Raw genomic sequence first — 21,332 nt, 5'->3', positions numbered from 1 at the left:
CGTGGCCTGTTCTCGCCCGCGAAGATCGTCGACGCGGTCGAGGCCGCGCTCACGCAGTCGTTCGACGCGGGGATGAAGCTCGAACGCAGCCTGTTCCTGCAGTGCATCGACAGCCCGCAGCGCGCGGGCCTCGTGCATGCGTTCTTCGCGGAGCGTGAGGCGGCGAAGGCGCCCGAGGCACGGCGCGCGAGCGCGCGGCCGGTCGAGCGGATCGGCGTGGTTGGCGGCGGCACGATGGGCGCGGGCATCGCGGTCGCGGCGCTCGATGCCGGGCTGCCGGTGACGATGATCGAACGCGACGAAGCATCGCTCGCACGCGGCCGCGCGCACGTCGAGAAGGTGTACGACGGCCTCGTCGCGAAAGGGCGGATGACGCCGGCCGCGCATGCGGCGCGGCTTGCGCGCTTCAAGGGCAGCACGTCGTACGACGCGCTCGCGCAGGCCGACGTCGTGATCGAGGCGGTATTCGAGGACATGGCCGTGAAGCAGGCCGTGTTCGCCGAACTTGCGCGCGTGTGCAAGCCGGGCGCGGTGCTCGCGACCAACACGTCGTATCTCGACATCGACGCACTGGCCGCGAGCATCGACCGGCCGGCCGACGTGATCGGCCTGCATTTCTTCTCGCCGGCCAACGTGATGAAGCTGCTCGAGATCGTCGTGCCGGCGCGCGTGAGCGCGGACGTCGTCGCGACTGCATTCGCGCTCGCCAAGCAGCTGAAGAAGACGCCGGTGCGTGCCGGCGTGTGCGACGGCTTCATCGGCAACCGGATCCTCGCCGTCTATCGCACGGCAGCCGACACCCTGATGGAAGACGGCGCGTCGCCGTACCAGATCGATCGCGCGGTGCGCGAATTCGGCTTCCCGATGGGGCCGTTCCAGGTCGTCGACCTCGCGGGCGGCGACATCGGCTGGGCGACCCGCAAGCGCCGCGCGGCGACGCGCGACCCGCGCGCGCGCTACGTGGAAATTTCCGACCGGCTGTGCGAGCGCGGCTGGTTCGGCCAGAAGACCGCGCGCGGCTACTACCTGTACCCGGACGGCGCGCGCGTCGGCACGCCGGACCCGGAAGTCGAGACGATCGTCGCGGAAGAGCGCGCGAAGAAGGGCGTCACGCCGCGCACCTTCACCGACGACGAGATCCTGCGCCGCTACCTCGCAGCGATGATCAACGAAGGCGCGAACGTCGTGCACGAGAAGATCGCGCTGCGCCCGCTCGATGTCGATGCGGTGTTCCTGCACGGCTACGGCTTCCCGCGCTATCGCGGCGGCCCGATGCATTACGCGGACACGGTCGGCCTCGCGAACGTGCTCGCCGATATCCGCGCGTTCGCGAAGGAAGATCCGCTGTTCTGGAAGCCGTCGCCGCTGCTCGTCGATCTCGTCGCGCGCGGCGCGGATTTCGCGAGCCTGAACCGCATCGACTGAACGCCCACCGCATTCGCCACGGACCGAAGATGGACCTCAATTTCACTCCCGAAGAGGAAGCCTTCCGCACGGAAGTGCAGCGCTTCCTGCAAGCCGAACTGCCCGCGCGCATCGCGCGCAAGGTGAAGGGCGGCCTGCATCTCACGCGCGACGACATGCGCGAATGGCACGCGATCCTCAATGCGCGCGGCTGGCTCGCGAGCCACTGGCCGCGCGAATACGGCGGCCCCGGCTGGAGCGTCGCGCAGAAGTTCCTGTTCGACAACGAATGCGCGCTCGCGGGTGCGCCGCGCATCGTGCCGTTCGGCGTGAACATGCTCGGCCCCGTGCTGATCAAGTACGGCAACGACGCGCAGCAGCGCCACTGGCTGCCGCGCATCCTCGACGGCACCGACTGGTGGTGCCAGGGCTACTCGGAGCCGGGCGCTGGTTCCGATCTTGCGTCGGTGAAGACGAGCGCGGTGCGCGGCATCGACGCGCAGGGCGAGCACTACCTCGTGAACGGCCAGAAGACGTGGACCACGCTCGGCCACTACGCGAACATGATCTTCTGCCTCGTGCGCACCGCGACCGACGTGCGCAAGCAGGAAGGCATCAGCTTCCTGCTGATCGACATGAACACGCCGGGTGTCGAGGTGCGCCCGATCATCACGCTCGACGGCGAGCACGAGGTGAACGAGGTGTTCTTCACCGACGTGCGCGTACCGGCGGCCAACCTCGTCGGCGAGGAGAACCGCGGCTGGACCTACGCGAAATACCTGCTCACGTACGAACGCACCAACATCGCGGGAATCGGCTTCTCGACGGCCGCGCTCGACCGGCTGCGCGCGGTGGCCGCGAAGGTCACGAAGAACGGCCGGCCGCTCGCGGACGATCCGTTCTTCGCGGCGCGCGTCGCGCGGGTCGAGATCGAACTCGAGAACATGCGCACGACCAACCTGCGCGTGCTGGCCGCGGTCGCGGGCGGCGGCGCGCCCGGTGCGGAAAGTTCGATGCTGAAGATCCGCGGCACGCAGATCCGCCAGGAGATCACCGCGCTGATGCGGCGCGCGATGGGGCCATACGCGCAGCCGTTCGTCGAGGAAGCACTCGACGCCGATTACGACGGCGAGCCGGTCGGCCCGGACGAAGCCGCGAGCGCCGCGCAGCAGTATTTCAACAACCGGAAGCTGTCGATCTTCGGCGGCTCGAACGAGATCCAGAAGAACATCATCGCGAAGATGATGCTCGGGCTGTAACGAGGGACGCGACGATGGATTTCCAGCACACAGAAGACCGCCGGATGCTGGCGGATACGTTGAACCGCTTCATCGCCGAACAGTACGCGTTCCCGGTGCGCGATCGCATCGCGCAGTCGGCCGAGGGTTTCGATCGCGCGATGTGGCGGCGCCTTGCCGAACTCGGCACGGTCGGCGCGCTGTTTTCCGAAGCCGACGGCGGGTTCGGCGGCGCGGGCTTCGACATCGCCGTGGTGTTCGAATGCCTCGGACGCGGGCTCGTCGTCGAGCCGTTCCTCGGCGCGCTGCTCGCGGGCCGTGCGCTGTCGCTCGCCGGCGGCGCCGCGCATCGTGACCGGCTGGCCGCGCTGATCGACGGCAGCGCGAGCGCCGCGTTCGCGCATGACGAGCCGGGTTCGCATTACGAATTGACGACCGTGCGCACGCGCACCGAGCGCTCGGGCGACGGCTGGGTGCTGACGGGCGCGAAGGGCGTCGTCGACCAGGCCGCGCAGGCGGCGTTCTTCGTCGTCAGCGCGCGCGTGTCGGGTCATGACGACGATGCGGCCGGCATCGGCCTGTTCGTCGTGCCGGCCGACGCACCGGGCGTATCGCTGCGCGACTACCGGAAGATCGACGGCGGCCGCGCGGCCGAAGTGCGCTTCGAGCGCGTCGCGCTGCCGGCCGATGCCGCGCTCGGCGCGCACGACGGCGAAGCAGGTGCCGAGTTGCTCGAACGCGTGCTCGGCTACGGATTGCTCGCGTTGTCGGCGGAAGCACTCGGCGCGATGGATGTGGCGAAGGAATACACGCTCGACTACCTGCGCACGCGCAAGCAGTTCGGCTTGCCGATCGGCAGCTTCCAGGCGCTGCAGCACCGGATGGCTGACCTGCTGCTCGAAGTCGAGCAGGCGCGCTCGGCGGTGATCAACGCAGCCGCGCAACTCGATGCGCCGCGCGTGGTGCGCGAACGCGCGCTCGCGGCGGCGAAGTACACGATCGGCCGGATCGGCACGCTCGTTGCCGAGGAGAGCATCCAGCTGCACGGCGGGATCGGAATGACGTGGGAGCTGCCGCTGTCGCACTACGCGAAGCGCCTCGTGATGATCGATCACCAGCTCGGCGACGAGGATCACCATCTCGCGCGCTATATCGCGCTGTCGAAACAGTAAAAACGAACGACGCGAATGGAGGAGACAAGGATGACGAACGAATCGCGCGCATTGCCGCTGGCCGGCGTGAAGGTGCTCGATTTCTCGCGTGTGCTCGCGGGCCCGTGGTGTGCGATGGTGCTCGCCGACTTCGGTGCGGAAGTGATCAAGGTCGAGCATCCGGCGCGCGGCGACGACACGCGCGACTGGGGCTTGAGGATCGGCGACACCGAAACGACCTACTTCAACAGCGTGAACCGCAGCAAGCGCTCGATCTGTCTCGACCTGCAGACCGAAGACGGGCGGCGCCTTGCACGCGACCTGGCCGCGCAGGCCGACGTGGTGCTCCACAACTTCAAGTTCGGCGGCGCGGAAAAGCTCGGGCTCGGCTACGACGCGCTGGCCGAACTGAATCCGCGCCTCGTGCACTGCGCGATTTCCGGTTACGACCGCTCGGGCGCCGAGGCCGCACGACCCGGCTACGACCTCGTCGTGCAGGGCGAGGCCGGGCTGATGGCGCTGAACGGCGAGGCCGGCCAGCCGCCGCTGAAGTTCGGCGTCGCCGCGGTCGACTTGTTCACCGGCATGTATTCGGCGCAGGCGATCCTCGCCGCGCTGTACGAGCGCCACGCGACGGGGCGCGGGCGGCGCATCGAAATGGCGCTGTTCGACTGCGGGCTGATGATCACCGCGTACTACGGGCTCGACGCGCTGCTGATGGGCGAGGACCCGCCGCGCTACGGCAACGCGCATCCGTCGATCGTGCCGTACGGCGTGTTCGACGCGGCCGACGGCCCGCTCGTGATCACGGTCGGCAACAACACGCAGTTCGCGCGCTTCTGCGATGCGATCGAACGGCCCGACCTCGCAGCCGACGCACGTTACAAGACCAACCTCGGCCGCTCGGAAAACCGAGCCGACTTGTTGCCGGAGATTCGCGGCGAACTCGCTCGCCGGTCGCGCGCGACGTTGCTCGCGGCGCTCGCCGAGGCGGGCATTCCGTGCGGCGAAGTGCTCGGGCTGCACGAGGCGCTGAAGTCGGAACGCGCGACGAGTGCGGGACTCGTCACGCGGCAGCCGCATCCGGTCGCAGGCGGCGTCGACGTGCTCGCGCCGCCGTATCGGTTCGATGGCGCGCGGCTGCCGGTGCGCGGTGCGCCGCCGGTGCTCGGCGCGGATACGGATGCGGTGCTCGGCGGCTGGCTCGGGATGTCGGCCGACGAGGTTGCGCGGCTGCGGGCGGATCGCGTGGTCTGAGGGCAAGCCCACGCACGGGCAGGACACATTGCATTGCACCGCCGCGGCGCGGGCGGATCGGTAGGCGCGCCATCCATCCACAAGACACCCCTCGCGACGACGAGGAGGAAATGGAGACACCATGGAGCTTTCCGTCATCGAATCGGTCACGGCGCGCCGTGACTACCAGCAGCTCGTGCGTGCGCGGCGCCGCTTCAGCTTCACGCTGACGGCGCTGATGATCGCCACATACTACGGCTTCATCCTGCTCGTCGCGCTCGCGCCGCACGTGCTCGCCGCGCCGCTGTACCGCGGCGCGACGACGACGGTCGGGATCGCCACCGGCGTCGCGATCATCCTGGTCGCGATCAGCCTGACCGCGTGCTACGTGCTGCGCGCGAACCGTGCGTTCGACCGCCGCGTCGACGCGATCCTGCAGCGTTCGTGACGGAGGCCGACATGCGACGACTCTCGATGGCGCTCGGCGCGCCTGCCGTTCTCGCTTCCTCCGCTGCGCACGCGGTATCCGTCGCGGGCCCGATGCCCGACAAGGTCGAACTGAACCCGGTCGCGATCGGGATGTTCTTCGCGTTCGTGTTCGCGACGCTCGCGCTCACGCGCTGGGCCGCGCGGCGCACGCGCTCGACACGCGACTTCTACACGGCCGGCGGCGGCATCACCGGGCTGCAGAACGGGCTTGCGATCGCGGGTGACTACATGTCGGCCGCGTCGTTCCTCGGGCTGTCCGGGATGGTGTTCATGTTCGGCTTCGACGGGCTGATCTACTCGATCGGCTTTCTGGTCGGCTGGCCGTTCGTGATGTTCCTGATCGCGGAACCCTTGCGCAACCTCGGCAAGTTCACGTTCGTCGACGTCGTCGCGTACCGCTTCGCGCAGCGGCCGATCCGGCTGCTGACGTCCGCGAATTCGCTGACCATCGTCGTGCTGTACCTCGTCGTGCAGATGGTCGGCGCGGGCAAGCTGATCCAGTTGCTGTTCGGGCTGTCGTACGGCACGGCCGAGCTGATCGTCGGCGTGCTGATGGTGGTCTACGTGTTCTTCGGCGGGATGACGGCCACCACCTGGGTGCAGGTGATCAAGGCCGTGCTGCTGCTGTGCGGCGCGACGCTGCTCGTCGTGCTCGCGCTCGGTGAATTCGGCTTCAGCGTCGACGAGATGTTCCGCCGCGCAGTGGCCGTGCATCCGGGCGCGCTGTCGATCATGGGCCCCGGCAAGCTGATCCGCGATCCGGCCAACGCGCTGTCGCTCGGCATCGCGCTGATGTTCGGCACGGCCGGCTTCCCGCACATCCTGATGCGCTTCTTCACGGTGCCGAACGCGAAGGAGGCGCGCAAGTCGGTGCTCTACGCGACCGGCTTCATCGGCTACTTCTATTTGCTGACCTTCGTGATCGGCTTCTCGGCGATCGTGCTGCTCGCGCAGCATCCGGAGTTTTTCAAGCTCGGTGCGAACGGCACGTTCAACCTGACGCACGACCTGCTCGGCGGCTCGAACATGGTCGCGGTGAAGCTCGCGCAGGCGGTCGGCGGGAACTGGTTCTACGGCTTCATCGCGGCCGTCACGTTCGCGACGATCCTCGCGGTGGTCGCGGGCCTCACGCTCGCCGGCGCGACGACGATCTCGCACGACCTGTATGCGCAGATGTGGGCGCGCGGCAAGCCCGACGAACGCGTCGAGATGCGCATTTCGCGCGCGGCGACGATCGCGCTGTCGGCGGTCGCGATCGGGTTGTCGATCCTGTTCGAGCACGTAAACGTCGCGTTCATGGTCGGCCTCGTCGCGGCGGTGGCCGCGAGCGCCAATTTCCCGGTGCTCGCGATGTCGATCTTCTGGCGCGGGATGACGACGCGCGGCGCGGTGCTCGGCGGCGGCCTCGGCCTCGTGTCGGCGGTCGCGCTCACGGTGCTGTCGAAGTCGGTGTGGGTCGACGTGCTGCACCACGCGCACGCGCCGGTGTTCCTCGACAACCCGGCGCTCGTGTCGGTGCCGCTCGCGTTCGTCGGGATCGTCGTCGGCTCGCTCGCGGATCGCGGCGAGCGCGCGCGGCGCGAGCGCGAGGCCTTCGCGCAGCAGGAGTTCTACGCGCAGACGGGTGTGCTGGCCGGCCGCGCCGTGCAGCACTGATTCATCGGACGAATGAGTGCATCCGTCCGGATCGCCGGACGGATATTTTCCGGAAATCCGGGATACCGGATTTCCTTGCCTGCCGCATTATGAGAAATACAATGAAAACAAAGGTTTGACGGGTTTCGGAAACCTGGCATTGACCTTGCAATATAAAGCGCACGGCCTTCCCCCCGGCCGAACTACTACAGCAAGCAAGGAGACAATCGATGACCACTGCCTTCCTCCCCCTCCGGACGTCCTGAGGCATCGCTTGTTGCGGCACGGCAGCCGCGCGGGCGAGTGACGCTTCCCCTGTGACATTCGTCCGCGCGCGTGACGCCGTTTCCATCGGCTCATCTACTTCTGCAGGAACCATCGTGAAGAAGAAACCCTTCTACAAAGTGCTCTATGTGCAGGTGATCTTCGCCATCATCGTCGGCGTGATCCTCGGCCATTTCTACCCGTCGATCGCCACCGACATGAAGCCGCTCGGCGACGGCTTCATCAAGCTGATCAAGATGGTGATCGGCCCGATCATCTTCTGTACGGTCGTGACCGGCATCGCCGGCATGGAGGACATGAAGAAGGTCGGCCGCGTCGGCGGCAAGGCGCTTTTGTACTTCGAGATCGTGTCGACCTTCGCGCTGGTGCTCGGCCTCGCGGCCACGCACATCCTGCGTCCGGGCGTCGGCTTCAACATCGATCCGGCGACGCTCGACGGCAAGGCCGTCGCGTCGTACGCGGCGAAGGCGCACGGGCAGTCGACGGTCGACTTCCTGATGCACATCATCCCGAACACGATGGTCGATGCGTTCGCACAGGGCGAGATCCTGCAGATCCTGCTGATCGCACTGCTGTTCGGCAGCGTGCTCGCGCACCTCGGCGAGCGCGGCAAGGTCGTCACCGACTTCATCGACGGCCTCACGCGCGTGCTGTTCGGCATCGTGCACATCGTCACGAAGCTGGCGCCGATCGGCGCGTTCGGCGCGATGGCGTTCACGATCGGCAAGTACGGCGTCGGCTCGCTGGTGCCGCTGCTCAAGCTGATCGGCACGTTCTACCTGACGTCGGTCGTGTTCGTGCTCGTCGTGCTCGGCACGATCGCGCGCTTCACCGGCTTCTCGATCATCCGCTTCGTGTCCTACATCAAGGAAGAGCTGCTGATCGTGCTCGGCACGAGCTCGTCGGAAGCCGCGCTGCCACAGCTGATGGAAAAGCTCGAGAAGGCCGGCTGCTCGCGTTCGGTCGTCGGCCTCGTCGTGCCGACCGGCTATTCGTTCAACCTCGACGGCACCAACATCTACATGACGATGGCCGTGCTGTTCATCGCGCAGGCGACCAACATCGAGCTGACGTGGATGCAGCAGCTCACGCTGCTGGCCGTCGCGATGCTGACGTCGAAGGGCGCGAGCGGCGTCACCGGCGCGGGCTTCATCACGCTCGCCGCGACGCTGGCCGTCGTGCCGACGATCCCGCTGTCGGGCATGGTGCTGATCCTCGGCATCGACCGCTTCATGAGCGAATGCCGTGCGCTGACCAACATCGTCGGCAACGGCGTCGCGACGGTCGTCGTGTCGGCCTGGGAAAAGGAGCTCGACCGCAACAAGCTGCGCCAGGCGCTGAAGGGCGGCGGCGAAGTCGCGCCGACCGAGAAGACGGCCGGCGTCTGACCCGATGAAGGAGCAGGCGGCGGCACCGCCCGCCGGCGGCGCGGGCCGCGGCGGTCGAGGCGGGGAGGCGGAGGCCTATGACACAATAGGCGATCCGCATCGCCAGGAAGCCTCGACCGTGACGCGCCGTCTGCTCATTCTCGTCGTGCTTGCCGCCGCGCTCGCCGCGGCGTGCACGCTGACGTGGACGATCACCTGGCGGCGCGGCGTTGCGGAGCTGCAGCGCAACGCCGCGGTGCGCGTCGACCGCACCACCAACGCGCTCAAGAGCACGCTCGACCGCTACGAGTCGCTGCCCTATCTGCTCGGCAGCCATCCGTACGTACAGGACCTGCTCGCCGAGCCGAAGCGCGCCGACTACACCGGGCGCGTCAATCGCTATCTCGAAGACCTCAACGAACACGCGCACGCGACCGTCACCTACGTGATCGGCGCGGACGGCCTGTGTGTCGCCGCCAGCAACTGGCGCGCGCCCGACAGCTTCGTCGGGACCGAATACCGCTTCCGCCCGTATTTCCTCGATGCGATGAACGGCCAGGTCGGCCGCTTCTTCGGGATCGGCACGATCTCGCGCGATCCCGGCTACTACATCTCGCAGCCCGTGTGGCGCGACGGCAAGATCGCGGGCGTGGTCGTCGTGAAGCTCAACCTCGAATGGTTCCAGGGCGCCGATGCGTCGGAGCCGCTCGTCGTCGCGGACGATCACGGCGTCGTGTTCCTGTCGTCGGTGCCCGCATGGAAGTACCACACGCTGCGCCCGCTCACGGGCCCTGTCGCCGCGTCGATCTACGAGACGCGCCAGTACGCGCAGCAGCCCGTCACGCCGCTGCCGCTGCGCATCGAGCAGGTGCTCGGCCCCGATGCGGAGATCGTGCGCCTCGGCGCCGGCCTGCGCGCGCCGCGATTCCTCGCGAGCAAGCGCCGGATCGGCGAGCCCGACTGGCTGCTCGTCACGCTCGCGCCGATCGCGCCCGTCGACGCCGATGCGCGCAACGCGACGATCGTCACCGGTTTCGGCTTCGTGTCGGTCGCGCTGCTCGCGTTCTACTGGCGGATGCGCCGCGCGCGCGTGCGCGAAATGATCCGCGGCCGCGCGCTGCTGCAACAGGCGTACGCGGAACTGAACCGGCGCGTCGAGGAGCGCACGGCCGACCTGTCGGCGGCGAACGAGCAGTTGCAGAAGGAAGTCGGCGACCGGATTCGCGCGGAGCAGGAGTTGCGCGCCGCGCACGACGAACTGATCCAGGCGAGCAAGCTCGCCGCGCTCGGCCAGATGGCGGCCGGCATCACGCACGAACTGAACCAGCCGCTCGCGGCGCTGCGCAGCTTCTCGGACAACACGCGCGTGCTGCTCGATCGCGGCGAGCAGGCGGCCGCGCGCGAGAACCTCGAGGCGATCGCCGCGCTCACCGAGCGGATGGGCAAGATCACGAACCAGCTGAAGCTGTTCGTCGGCCGCGCGAAGCCGCGCAACGAACAGGCGCTCGTCGTGCGCGCGCTGCGCAGCGTGCTGTCGCTGCTCGACGAGCGGCTGCGCGGCGTCGCGCTCACGCTGACGCTGCAGGACGCGACCGTGTCGCCCGCGCACGATGCGCCGCTCGACCTGGCGCGCGACTATCCCGAGCTCGTCGCCCGTTGCGAGGATCTGCGCCTCGAACAGGTGCTGATCAACCTGCTCGGCAACGCGCTCGACGCGGTCGCCGGGGTGGCGGCGCCGGCGATCGAGGTGACGATCGCGGTGTCGGCCGCCACGCTCGCGGTCGAGGTGCGCGACAACGGAAGCGGCATTGCGCCCGACCTGCTGCCGCGCCTGTTCGAGCCGTTCTTCACGACCAAGGAAATGGGGCGCGGGCTCGGCCTCGGCCTCGCGATCTCGTCGTCGATCGCGAGCGACGCGGGCGGCGCGCTGACCGCGCGCAACGCGCCGTCGGGCGGCGCGCTGTTCGTCTTGACGCTGCGGCGCGCCCGCACGCATCATCCGGACTCCGTGTCCGAGCCGGCGGGCTCGCGCTAGGCGCGCCACGCCGCCCGCCCGATCGGCGCACGATCGGTATCAACGACGCCGCGCGCGCTGCCGCCGCGCGGCCCGTCAGGAGCAAGTGAGTACGATGGCCAACCGGCTGCAAGTGATCTATATCGAAGACGATGCGCTCGTTCGCCGGGCAAGCGTGCAGAGCCTTCAGCTGGCGGGGTTCGACGTCGCCGGCTTCGAGTCGGCCGAAGCGGCCGAGAAGGCGATCGTCGCGGATAACGCCGGCGCGATCGTCAGCGACATCCGGCTGCCCGGCGCGAGCGGGCTCGACGTGCTCGCGCAGTGCCGCGAGCGCGTGCCCGACGTGCCCGTGATTCTCGTCACCGGGCACGGCGACATCTCGATGGCCGTGCAGGCGATGCGCGACGGCGCATACGATTTCATCGAAAAACCGTTCGCGGCCGAGCGCCTGATCGAGACGGTGCGCCGCGCGCTCGAGCGCCGCGAGCTCGTGCTCGAGAACCACGCGCTGCGGCGCGAGCTGGCCGGGCAGAACGTCGTCGCGCCTCGCATCATCGGCCGCAGCCCCGCGATCGAGCAGGTGCGCAAGCTGATCGCGAACGTCGCGCCGACCGATGCGTCGGTGCTGATCAACGGCGACACCGGCGCCGGCAAAGAGCTGATCGCGCGCAGCCTGCACGAGCTGTCGCCGCGTCGCGACAAGCCGTTCATCGCGGTGAATTGCGGCGCGCTGCCCGAGCCGATGTTCGAGTCGGAGATGTTCGGCTACGAGCCCGGCGCGTTCACCGGCGCCGCGAAGCGCCGCGTCGGCAAGCTCGAATATGCGTCCGGCGGCACGCTGTTCCTCGACGAAATCGAAAGCATGCCGCTCGCACTGCAGGTGAAGCTGCTGCGCGTGCTGCAGGACGGCGTGCTGGAGCGGCTCGGCTCGAACCAGCCGATCCGCGTGAACTGCCGCGTGGTGGCGGCCGCGAAGGGCGACATGAGCGAGCTGGTTGCGGCCGGCACGTTCCGGCGCGACCTGCTGTACCGCCTCAACGTCGTGACGATCGCGCTGCCGCCGCTGGCCGAGCGCCGCGAGGACATCGTGCCGCTGTTCGAGCATTTCATGCTCGATGCGGCCGTGCGCTACGCGCGGCCCGCGCCGGTGCTGACCGACCGGCAGCGCGCGAGCCTGATGCAGCGCGACTGGCCCGGCAACGTGCGCGAGCTGCGCAACGCGGCCGACCGCTTCGTGCTCGGCGTGGCCGACATGCCGCAGGAGACGGGCGCGAGCGGCGACGACGCCGACAGCGAGCAGACGTTGAAGGAGCGCATCGAGCAATTCGAGCGTGCGGTGATCGCCGAGGCGCTGAACCAGACGGGCGGCGCGGTTGCCGCGACGGCCGACCGGCTGCATGTCGGCAAGGCGACGCTGTACGAGAAGATGAAGCGCTACGGGCTGTCGGCGAAAGGCGAAACCGAGCGCTGAAAAGCAAACGGACCGCGGAACCGGGTTGCCCGGTCGTGCGGTCCGTCGTGCGGGGAAGGGCGGGGTGCGCAGCCCTTCGAGCCGGATCGGGCGGCGCTCAGGCCGCGTTGCCGTCGAGTGCCTTCTTGAGCAGCGCGTCGAGTTCCGCGAACTGCGGTGCGCCCACGTAGCGCTTCAGGATCTTGCCGTCCTTGTCGACGACGAAGGTCGTCGGCGTGAGCTGCACGTTGCCGAACTGCTTCGCGACGCTGCCGTCGTCGAGCGCGACCTTGAACGGCAGTTGGCGCGTCTGCGCGTAGTTCGCGACGTACATCGGCGGATCGTAGTTCATCGCGACCGCGACGAATTCCAGACCCTGACCCTTGAAGCGATTGTAGGTATCGACCATCTGCGGCATTTCCTGCATGCAGGTTGCGCAGCTCGTCGCCCAGAAGTTCACGAGATAGACCTTGCCTTTCAGGTCGCCTGCAGTCGAGACCTTCTGGCCCGACAGCAGCGTGAACGTGGCGTCCGGCACGCTGGACTTGCCGTTGAATGCGAAGAAGCCGGCGACGGCGATCGCCGCGACCACAGCGGCAGCGACGATGTAGCGGACGGGGCCGGCGCTGCGCCGGACGGGAGGCGTGGTGTTCATCTGGTGCTCTCGGAGTCGGTCGATGACGCGGATCAATGCAAAGGACATCGAAATTCGGCGCTTATTTTAGCGCGAATGCGGCTTGCGCACCGACGGCGGCCACGCATCCCGGAATTCAGGTTCGGCGGATAATGCCCGTTTTGCCTGCCCGATCCACGCCATGCCGAAGGAAGTCACCGTTTCGTTGCGCCCCCTTTTTCGTCCGCTGCGACACTTCGCCGCGCTCGCGTGCATGAGCGCGGTGCTGGCCGCGTGCTCGCCGTCGTACGACTGGCGCACGCTGCACAACGATGCCGGCTACACGATCGACCTGCCGGCGAAGCCGACCGTCGAGGAGCAGCCGGTGGCGATCGGCGGTGCGTCGATGCCGATGCGGATGCAGGCCGCGCACGTTGATGGCGCGGTATTCGCGGTCGGCACGCTGACGCTGCCGGACGACCGTGACGACACGCGCCGCGCGGCGCTCGAATTCCTGCGCGCCGGGCTGTCGCGCAACCTCGAAGGCGCGCCGCAGACGGCTTCGGTGCCCGTGCCGCTCGCGGCCGGCGGTGCGGTGAACGGGCTCGAGCTGCGTATCGCGGGCGCGGCCGCCGGCGGCGATCGCACGCACAAGACGATCGTCGCGCGGCTCGCCGCGCGCGGCCGGCACGCGTACCAGGCCGTCGTGATTGCCGACGGGCCGCTCACGCAGGAGCAGCTCGACCAGTTTTTCGGGTCGTTCAAACTCGACTGACGGCGGCCGGAGCGGGCGCTCAGACACTCTGTGACAACTGAAAGTTCATTCGCAGCTTTCGACGCTAGTCGCCGGATTTTGCGAGGTTTTTTCGGCTATCCACAACGCATGTGGATAACTTTGTTGAAAAGTTGCCCGAATTTCCCGCCAAGCCGCGCGGGACGGCCTTCCGGCCTGTTTGGTCGCTCGCTCGCGTTTTGAGAAAAATCAACTAAAACAACGAGATACGGATTCCGTGCCGCAAAGGTCTCGCCGAGCCCTGATCCGGAGCCGGATTCGCGGAATTGTGCATAAGTCAAGTCTTGACAGCCGGATTTTGTCCTCCGAGGGCGTTCAGAGCGCCGTCAGTGCACGCCGGTAGCGGATCGCTTCGGCCATCTGCGCGGCCGTCGGCAGCGGGTCGCCGGCCAGGTCGGCGATCGTCCGCGCGACCTTCAGCACGCGGAAATACGCGCGCGATTTGGCTGATCATTAGTTGTGGCCGACTATCCGTTTTATTTTTTTGGGGGGCGGGCTAAATTACTGTCGAACTAAACCGGAGTCGTGGCACGCATCCAGAAAAGGAATCTTTAGAAAATTGAGGTCTGCCCATTTAGAAATGGCTGCTCTCTTTATTGCGGTCAGTGCTTCTTCGGGGCTCTTTCCTGCCTCTCTCATTTCCCCTAAAACCTGCTGCAGCCAATAGTATCCGGCAGTTTCCTCCTCGCAGCAAATGGCTTTATACCGGGCCTCTATATGAAAAATCTCCTTCCATGATTCAATTTCAGTTTGGTGTGTCGTGCTTGTTAGGTGAAGTTGGATATTTCCTGGTTGAAGATTGCGTGCATCGATTGGTTGGCCGTCGATGGAAGTGAGTTTTATTTTCAGTTGGATTCGAGGATCTTTTTTTGAGTAGCTATAGAAAGCTTTGCGGCGCCCTCCTTGTTCATTATGTATCGGATCCTGTTGGAGTTTGTATTTTTTGTTGCATTTATCGCAAATTGGCGCGAGATTTCGTGTGCTAATGGAATTGAACGGGTACTTTCCTTTGGGGAGGTAGTGATCGAAATCTTCTTGGATAGAACTGAAAACCCCATCAAGGCGACTAATTCCACAAAATGGGCATATTCTTTTCCTATTTTTGTCGCTGAATTCTCTGAAGTACTCGGATAATGTGCCGAGTCGATCAGTAACTGCTTTCCGTTTTCTAACTTCAGACCAAAGATTTACGCAAAATTCATATAAATGCTTTGCGAGATCTGGGTTGAGTAATTTTATGTCATCGTATGTTGCGGGAATGCTTCCTTTTTGATTGCAACAAAGAGCCAATATATCTATATTCTGATCAAAATATGACGCGAGTTTGGTGCGGTCGGCTTCAGTGAGTTTGTCGCGGCAAATATTGTGAATGCTATGAATCGGGCCGAATAAATAATCAGTTCCCCGAGAAGATTTCACCGTCTCCCGGACGACTTGTTGGAATTCTGGAAGTAATCGTCTCAGATAAAACGATTTTGTTGGTTTGCACCAAACCTCTTTTACGAGATGTGATAGCCATTCTTCAATTTTTTCAAGCCGAGTTGAAACATATTCATAGTGAAAAAGCATGCCTATTCCCCTTTTTTGTCTAGCGCGTCGTTTATGAAGAGGATTTTTTCCATCGAATCGCCTAGTAGTTCGTTAGCCGATTCGATTAGGTCGTCGGGATTCCCATCAAGTGATAGTTGGTTTCTCAATTCTTGTAATTTTGCGGCAGCATAGTCACCGATGGTTTCCTTTTGACCGAAAACCTGCATTGTTATCGCGTTAGAGGACGCGCCGAATGTATTGAACGAGGGGGTGTTCCAAGTCACTGTTCCTTGTGGGTCTCTAGAGAATATAAGGACATGATCTCGTTTGCAATCGGAAACGATGAATGGGGAATGCGACGTAAAGATCACCTCTCGCATCACGGCCTTTGCTTCATCATCGGCCTCGAGGGCAGACCGAAGAGTGGATACATACGATGCCCGCCAGTCGGGATTAAGGTGCGTCTCCGGTTCGTCAAGCAAGAAAAGTGCCGATTCATGACGAAATAGTAGGCACAATCCTATTGTATGCACAAGCTGGTGTTCGCCATCAGAGAGCGCCTTCCCATACATCTTCGTCGCTACTCCGCCTTTAATAATTTCGAAATCTTTAAATCGCATGATGCGTTCATGCGATGCCGGCATCGGTATCGTTTCGTTGAGGTAAAGGCTGTCGGATCTATAAAGTTCGCTCTTTGTTTGATCGTCGACGCGATAATAATTCAGTGTCAGTAATGTTTGCAGGGATTGAAAGAGATTCAGCGCGGAGGCCGCGCGAGATTTTTCGTTGGAATTTCCATCCACCACACCAAAATGGAATTCGAACGCCCTCCGAGTCTCGTCGGTGATCCAGTAGTCCAAGATTAGATCACTTTCAGTCGAATCCTCGTCGCCAGACGTGTCTTCGTAATAAGTTGTAGCACATTTGATCAACTTATCGATAAGCCCAAGCTGTAGTTCGCCGCTCTGATTGACGTGTCCGCGGAGCTTTCCCGTAAGTTCGATATGGTCATTAGTGGGTGACGCCGCTGGGTTGTCGTGAACGTCGGCTTCGCGCGTTACGATTGGAACGAGATGATGGCGACGAATAATTATACGAAAGCGTTGAATTCCTTTGAGTCCGATTTTTTCTTCAAAGACTTTTGTAACCACGTCACTGGGGAAGAGGAAGTGACAAAGGAGGATTGCTTGACTAAACTGCTCATCCACATAAATCATTCTTCCTTCCGGTCTGCCGGCATACGGCAGCTCTCTGACGAGATGGTCACGATATTCATCAAAATGAACAAAACGCATTTTGAAAAAAGGAAGGCTAAGTATTTCGTTGTGCCCGGAGGAGTAGCCAAGAACATACCGTGGAAGTAGGCTTTTTACCTCGGTGCGAGCTAATTCGGTGGTGGCTCCGTCATTGCCGTCTGTTCGATTGAGCCAAAATAGTCTTGGACGCTTACCTGCCGATTTTTCAATGAGTACGTGCGCGGTTTCAGGCGGAAGCAAATTTTTTGTGGAGTTTTGGAGATCCGAGGGAGTTGGCAGCATGTACTCAAGAGAAAAAGCATCAATTGGGGCTTTTTCCGCGCGAAATCCATCTTCATTAGTGGACGGATCATATTCGAAGCCATCAGGCCTGTAATTTAGGTAAATGCATTCGATGTGATAAAAAATCGATGCAAGCGCCTGAAGGACGTTCGATTTTCCACTTCCATTTCGCCCAGCCAGGCAATATGGCTCGAAATGGGGTGTGCGTGAATTTCCGTTGCCATCGGGAAAAATGATGGTGAAATCCTTGGGAAGGCTGCGGAAATTAGTGTCTAACGTTAGGCGAATTAATTTCATTTTGCAAGGTCGAAGACAATCTCACGGCGCCCAAAGGCTTCTTCGGTATCGTTGTCGACTTGGTAATCGAAGCGCTGTACTAAAACTGGTGCCTCGCCGTTTTGGCCAAGCAAATCAGAAATTAGCTCGCGAATCACCTCGTAGGGAGGTGGCTCGTCAAAGACATTTTTCGCATGCTTTAATAAATCACCGAAGCTGAATGGGGTCTCGCGGCACCCTAGAATGCGATATCTAAAATAGTCATATGACCACGGAATGGGTTCGCCTTTCGCAATGAGAGCGTCAAGTGTTTTCAGCTCGCGTTCGATCTTTTTGGATGGAGCAAGAAATATCTTGGAGATCGTCTTCGCATCTTTGGGCTCTACAGCTGGAGCATTGCCATTCTCGCGTTCTACTTTGACGGAAAGGGGCGACTTGATGCGACTCAGATCAAGGAGATTGTGATAGGCGCGCTGCTGTACAATTTCACGTAACGACTTCATTGCGCGTGCCGACTCCTGCAGCTTGGCTGTCATTCCGTGATGTCGTTCCAGTAGCGTTAAGAATCGCTTCTGCAATTCGGTATCTGGAGCAATGAGCTCCAATCCACGTATGGCTTGAGCATTGATGTTGTAGTTACCCGCAGCGGTCCTCGCGTAAGTAAGTAAGCGAGCTCGCCAGGAGGGTATTGCAAGCATTGCGTTGACGAATCCCGGACGCAATCGCGAATCCTGTCGAAGTCGAACTCGGATCAAATACGACGCAAAAGCTGCATCATGCGGTCCGGAGTAGACTGCCGTTCTCGCAACCATCGACGGGTTACCATTTGTACGGACAAATAGCAAATCTCCAGGGAGAAGTTTTAGTTTCTCCCATTCGGCGTCGGTAAGTTCTGAAAACTTCAGATCATTCCAATCAATTTTCCCTGCAGTGACGTTTGGGATGCGCAAAATCGGACGAGCTCTGTCCGATCGAATTTCATGACTTTTTTCTGACGTGCCATAACTGATGCTATCCATTTCAGTGCCGAAGTTGACGACCGGCCACCGCATTGGATTTTTAATGGGATCCCCAAACATGTGCAAGAACGAGGACACAATGAGGTCATTTGCTGCTTGTAGCGCATCGCAACGCATCTCTTGGATATGATCGATTTGCGAGAGAATGGACGCAATCTTTATCTGCTCTTCAAGCGATGGAAGCGGGATCTCAATTGCTAGAAAATCTTCTCGTGTAAGTGAGCGTCGCCTCGCCACGGCACCTCGCATCCTATCCGCATAAATTTTTCTCGCCTGTTGAGAGCGAAGATAGCCTTCGAGAAAAGGTACGTGTATTTCCGCCGGACTTTTAAGTTGCCAGATCGTGTACGCAGGACTTACGACCGCGGCAGGATACAACGTCTGAAAGCCGAGAACGCCTTCATCAATGGGGAAGCCAACCACCAATTGATTGGGATAGACTACTCGATAATCTGAAATATCGTCGCTAGCGACACGCTTATTAAATTTATCGGATTGCTTAATCAAGCCGTCGCGCATCGTAACAGACAGCACTGGAAGATCCTGATCGCCAGCTCGGGAGTTGCCGGCGGGTGCTAGAATTGATCTAAGCGGTACGGTTTTCCACGTCATTTCAAGATTTCTGCCAATTCGTCAATGTCTTTCTGAATGCGAAGCTCGAGATCGCGAAGTCGATTAAGCACGGCGCCTGGATGCTCATATGCAATCTCCGTTTGCTCGGATTTTCGATAGCGCCCGAACGATAGATCATATTTGGCATCGCGAATTTCTTTCGAGGAGACAAAGAAATGCTTTCCCTTTCGGTCGGTTTGGGATTTTGGATCGCGCAGCCGCCATTGACGTATTACGTCCAGTAGTTCGCTGCCCGGAATGCGTTGGCGCTTATCATCAAGACTGAATCCATCGTTCTCGACGTCATAAAACCACGTATTTTTCGTTTTCCCCTCGCGCTTAAATATCAAAATTGCAGTTGCAACTCCTGCGTATGGTCTAAAAACTCCACTTGGCAATGATATCACCGCTTGAAGATTGGTCTCTTCCAAAAGCCTCTTACGCATTTCGATAAATGCGTTGGCCGAGCTGAAGAGTACGCCGCGCGGGATGACAATGCCGGCGATGCCTCCGGGTTTGAGAAGGGTGAGTATCCGTTCCGTGAACAATACTTCAGTTTTGCTGGTGTTGGAGAGAAGGATGCTGTTTATATCCCCTTTGTCAATACTTCCGGTGAAAGGGGGATTCGCCATTACGACGTCGTATGCTTCGATTTCGTTGAAGTTCTTGCTAAGAGTGTCGGCATAATCGATTCGGGGGTTGTCGATGCCATGCATCATGAGATTCATGAGTGCAAGTCGAACCATTGTGGCATCGAAATCATATCCGTATAAGCATGATTCGAGTTCGTGCTTGGTCTTTTGGTTGAAGATTGTCCCCGCACTTACTCTAACAAATCCGTCGTCATCGACATCTACGTGTTTTTTCTTTTTTTGGGCGAGCACAACCTTTGTGCCGATATAGTGGTAGGCATCAAGAAGAAAGCCCGCGGTGCCGCATGCTGGATCGCAAATGCGCTGACCAAGTTGGGGATCAACTAACTCACTTACCAATTTGATAATGTGCCTTGGGGTGCGGAATTGACCGTTTTTCCCAGAGCTACTGATTTCGTTGAGAAGCATCTCATAGACGTCACCCTGAATATCTTGGAAGAGATGGCCGTCTTCGCGCGCGTCACGATCGATTTCGGAGAAAATCTCCTCGATTATCGCGATGGCACCCTTCAGTAGATTTTCGTTTGGAATTAGAAAGACGGCGTTCGCCATGTGGCGAGCAAAATTATTGTTCTCGCTTTCAAGCGTCTTGATAAACGGGAACACGTAATTAACCATATGCGGAAGCAGGTCCTCTGCTTCCATCTCTTTGAGATAGCTCCATCGAAGGGTTGATTTTTCGATCAATGTGCTGGCATTGGGAGCCTTGTACTCTCCAGCAAAACGAGAGCGAAACGCTGCGTCTTTTTGTTTTGCCTCAAACTCCTGGCGGCGATCGAGCTCATCGATCTGTTTCATGAACAGAAGGTAGCTGATCTGCTCGATCGCAGCGATCGGGTTCGAAATTCCGCCGGACCAGAATCGGTTCCAGAGGCGGTCGATGAGAGATTTCAGGGTTGCGTTGATTTGTAACATGTCTTTCGAGTGACTGCGTCGCTGTGTGTAACACCACACACCGCTTCTCCGAGCAGGGCGGGCATTTTGCACGGATGATAGAGCACGTGGTGAGGGGAGTCATCAGTCCCTTTTTATTTGGACCCGACCACGTACTAGGGGCGCGTGAGACTTCTCATTTTTGAAAGCCTCATTTGTCCTCCGAGGGCGTTCAGAGCGCCGTCAGCGCACGCCGGTAGCGGATCGCTTCGGCGATCTGCGCGGCCGTCGGCAGCGGGTCGCCGGCCAGGTCGGCGATCGTCCGCGCGACCTTCAGCACGCGGAAGTACGCGCGCGCCGACCAGCCGAAGCGCTCGCCGGCCTCGCGCAGCAGCCGTTCGCCTTCGTCGGTCGGCCGGCACAGGTCGTCGGTCTCGCGGCCGCTCAGCATGTGGTTCGTCTTGCCCTGCCGATCGAGTTGCAGCGCACGCGCCCGCGCAACCCGCGCGGCTACCGCGGCACTCGGTTCGCCGGGCGCCGATGCGCGCGTCGCCAGCTCGGCCGGCGACAGCGCGGGCAGGTCGATCTGGATGTCGATGCGGTCGACGAGCGGCCCCGACAGCTTGCGCAGGTAGCGCGCGGCGACGTCGGGCGAGCAGCGGCAGCGTCCGGACGGGTCGCCGTGCCAGCCGCATGGGCACGGATTCATCGCCGCGATCAGCTGGCACGCGGCCGGGAAGTCGGCTTGCTGCGCCGCGCGCGAAATCGTGATGCGGCCGGCCTCCAGCGGCTCGCGCAGCATCTCGAGCACGTGCCGGTCGAATTCCGGGAGTTCGTCGAGGAACAGCACGCCGAGGTGCGCGAGCGTGATCTCGCCCGGTTGCGGCGGGTTGCGGCCGCCGACCAGCGCGGCGGCGCTGGATGAGTGATGCGGTGCACGGAACGGCCGCCGGCGCCACTGCGCGGGCGAGAAGCCGAGGCGGCTCGCGGAGAGGAGCGCCGCCGACGTCAGCGCCTCGTCGTCGGTCAGCGGCGGGAGGAGCCCCGGCAGCCGTGCGGCCAGCATCGACTTGCCGGCCCCCGGCGGCCCGACCATCAGCATGTGATGGCCGCCCGCGGCCGCGACTTCCAGCGCGCGGCCGGCGCCGCGCTGGCC

The 21,332-nt window shown here is 62.2% G+C and carries 16 protein-coding genes and 1 pseudogene; 10 read left to right on the top strand and 7 right to left on the bottom strand.

Features of this window, described 5'->3' with window-relative positions; genetic code table 11:
- The 9 genes from F3J15_RS32580 to F3J15_RS32540 all read left to right on the top strand — a co-directional run.
- Positions 1 to 1,425: 3-hydroxyacyl-CoA dehydrogenase (locus tag F3J15_RS32580; RefSeq protein ID WP_166896343.1), on the top strand; the 1,425-nt coding region annotated here is incomplete at its 5' end.
- Positions 1,426 to 1,454: 29 nt separating this feature from the next.
- Positions 1,455 to 2,663, top strand: coding sequence for an acyl-CoA dehydrogenase family protein (locus tag F3J15_RS32575; RefSeq protein ID WP_166896341.1), 1,209 nt, complete (start codon positions 1,455 to 1,457; stop codon positions 2,661 to 2,663).
- Positions 2,664 to 2,677: 14 nt separating this feature from the next.
- Positions 2,678 to 3,814: an acyl-CoA dehydrogenase family protein gene (locus F3J15_RS32570; RefSeq protein WP_166896339.1), complete on the top strand. Its 1,137-nt coding sequence runs from the start codon at positions 2,678 to 2,680 to the stop codon at positions 3,812 to 3,814.
- A gap of 30 nt (positions 3,815 to 3,844) precedes the next feature.
- Entirely contained in the window at positions 3,845 to 5,050 is a 1,206-nt protein-coding gene (locus tag F3J15_RS32565; RefSeq protein WP_166896336.1) for a CaiB/BaiF CoA-transferase family protein, read from the top strand.
- A gap of 121 nt (positions 5,051 to 5,171) precedes the next feature.
- On the top strand, positions 5,172 to 5,477 hold the full coding sequence (locus F3J15_RS32560; RefSeq protein WP_011353318.1) for a DUF485 domain-containing protein: 306 nt from the start codon (positions 5,172 to 5,174) through the stop codon (positions 5,475 to 5,477).
- Between the two features lie 11 nt (positions 5,478 to 5,488).
- A complete protein-coding gene (locus F3J15_RS32555; protein ID WP_166896334.1) occupies positions 5,489 to 7,174 on the top strand; it encodes a cation acetate symporter in 1,686 nt (561 codons plus the stop codon).
- A 359-nt stretch (positions 7,175 to 7,533) separates the two neighbouring features.
- Positions 7,534 to 8,826 carry a dicarboxylate/amino acid:cation symporter gene (locus tag F3J15_RS32550; RefSeq protein WP_166896332.1) on the top strand — a complete coding sequence of 431 codons (1,293 nt, stop codon included), beginning with the start codon at positions 7,534 to 7,536 and terminating at the stop codon, positions 8,824 to 8,826.
- A gap of 4 nt (positions 8,827 to 8,830) precedes the next feature.
- Positions 8,831 to 10,840, top strand: coding sequence for an ATP-binding protein (locus F3J15_RS32545; protein ID WP_166896330.1), 2,010 nt, complete (start codon positions 8,831 to 8,833; stop codon positions 10,838 to 10,840).
- Between the two features lie 94 nt (positions 10,841 to 10,934).
- The gene (locus F3J15_RS32540) at positions 10,935 to 12,290 is read left to right on the top strand and encodes a sigma-54 dependent transcriptional regulator (RefSeq protein ID WP_089426405.1); all 1,356 of its coding nucleotides are present in this window, start codon (positions 10,935 to 10,937) and stop codon (positions 12,288 to 12,290) included.
- A gap of 97 nt (positions 12,291 to 12,387) precedes the next feature.
- On the opposite strand, the gene F3J15_RS32535 is transcribed toward F3J15_RS32540, so the two are convergent.
- Positions 12,388 to 12,924, bottom strand: a complete 537-nt coding sequence (locus F3J15_RS32535; RefSeq protein ID WP_089426404.1) for a TlpA disulfide reductase family protein — start codon at positions 12,922 to 12,924, stop codon at positions 12,388 to 12,390.
- A gap of 160 nt (positions 12,925 to 13,084) precedes the next feature.
- Here F3J15_RS32535 and F3J15_RS32530 point away from each other — a divergent pair, with 160 nt between their 5' ends.
- Entirely contained in the window at positions 13,085 to 13,657 is a 573-nt protein-coding gene (locus F3J15_RS32530; protein ID WP_089446491.1) for a hypothetical protein, read from the top strand.
- A 333-nt stretch (positions 13,658 to 13,990) separates the two neighbouring features.
- Here F3J15_RS32530 and F3J15_RS32525 read toward each other — a convergent pair.
- From F3J15_RS32525 to F3J15_RS32500, 6 genes and pseudogenes are all read right to left on the bottom strand, one after another.
- A pseudogene (locus tag F3J15_RS32525) lies at positions 13,991 to 14,116 on the bottom strand (ATP-binding protein); the annotation flags it as partial.
- A 60-nt stretch (positions 14,117 to 14,176) separates the two neighbouring features.
- Entirely contained in the window at positions 14,177 to 15,244 is a 1,068-nt protein-coding gene (locus tag F3J15_RS32520; RefSeq protein ID WP_166896328.1) for a hypothetical protein, read from the bottom strand.
- Between the two features lie 2 nt (positions 15,245 to 15,246).
- Positions 15,247 to 17,040: a restriction system-associated AAA family ATPase gene (locus F3J15_RS32515; RefSeq protein WP_166896326.1), complete on the bottom strand. Its 1,794-nt coding sequence runs from the start codon at positions 17,038 to 17,040 to the stop codon at positions 15,247 to 15,249.
- Positions 17,037 to 18,650: a restriction endonuclease subunit S gene (locus tag F3J15_RS32510; protein ID WP_166896324.1), complete on the bottom strand. Its 1,614-nt coding sequence runs from the start codon at positions 18,648 to 18,650 to the stop codon at positions 17,037 to 17,039. The genes F3J15_RS32515 and F3J15_RS32510 overlap by 4 nt, the downstream gene beginning before the upstream one ends.
- Positions 18,647 to 20,218 (bottom strand): type I restriction-modification system subunit M, encoded by a 1,572-nt coding sequence (locus tag F3J15_RS32505; RefSeq protein ID WP_166896322.1) that lies wholly within the window; start codon positions 20,216 to 20,218, stop codon positions 18,647 to 18,649. Before F3J15_RS32505 ends, F3J15_RS32510 begins: the two co-directional genes overlap by 4 nt.
- A 190-nt stretch (positions 20,219 to 20,408) precedes the next feature.
- A partial coding sequence (locus F3J15_RS32500) for an ATP-binding protein (protein ID WP_166896320.1) occupies positions 20,409 to 21,332 on the bottom strand: 924 nt, incomplete at its 5' end.

Source organism: Burkholderia sp. Ap-955, assembly GCF_011753045.1.
Lineage (GTDB): Bacteria > Pseudomonadota > Gammaproteobacteria > Burkholderiales > Burkholderiaceae > Burkholderia > Burkholderia lata_D.
The sequence above is the reverse complement of the archived record's forward strand: the minus strand, read 5'-3'. Positions and strand labels throughout refer to the sequence as shown.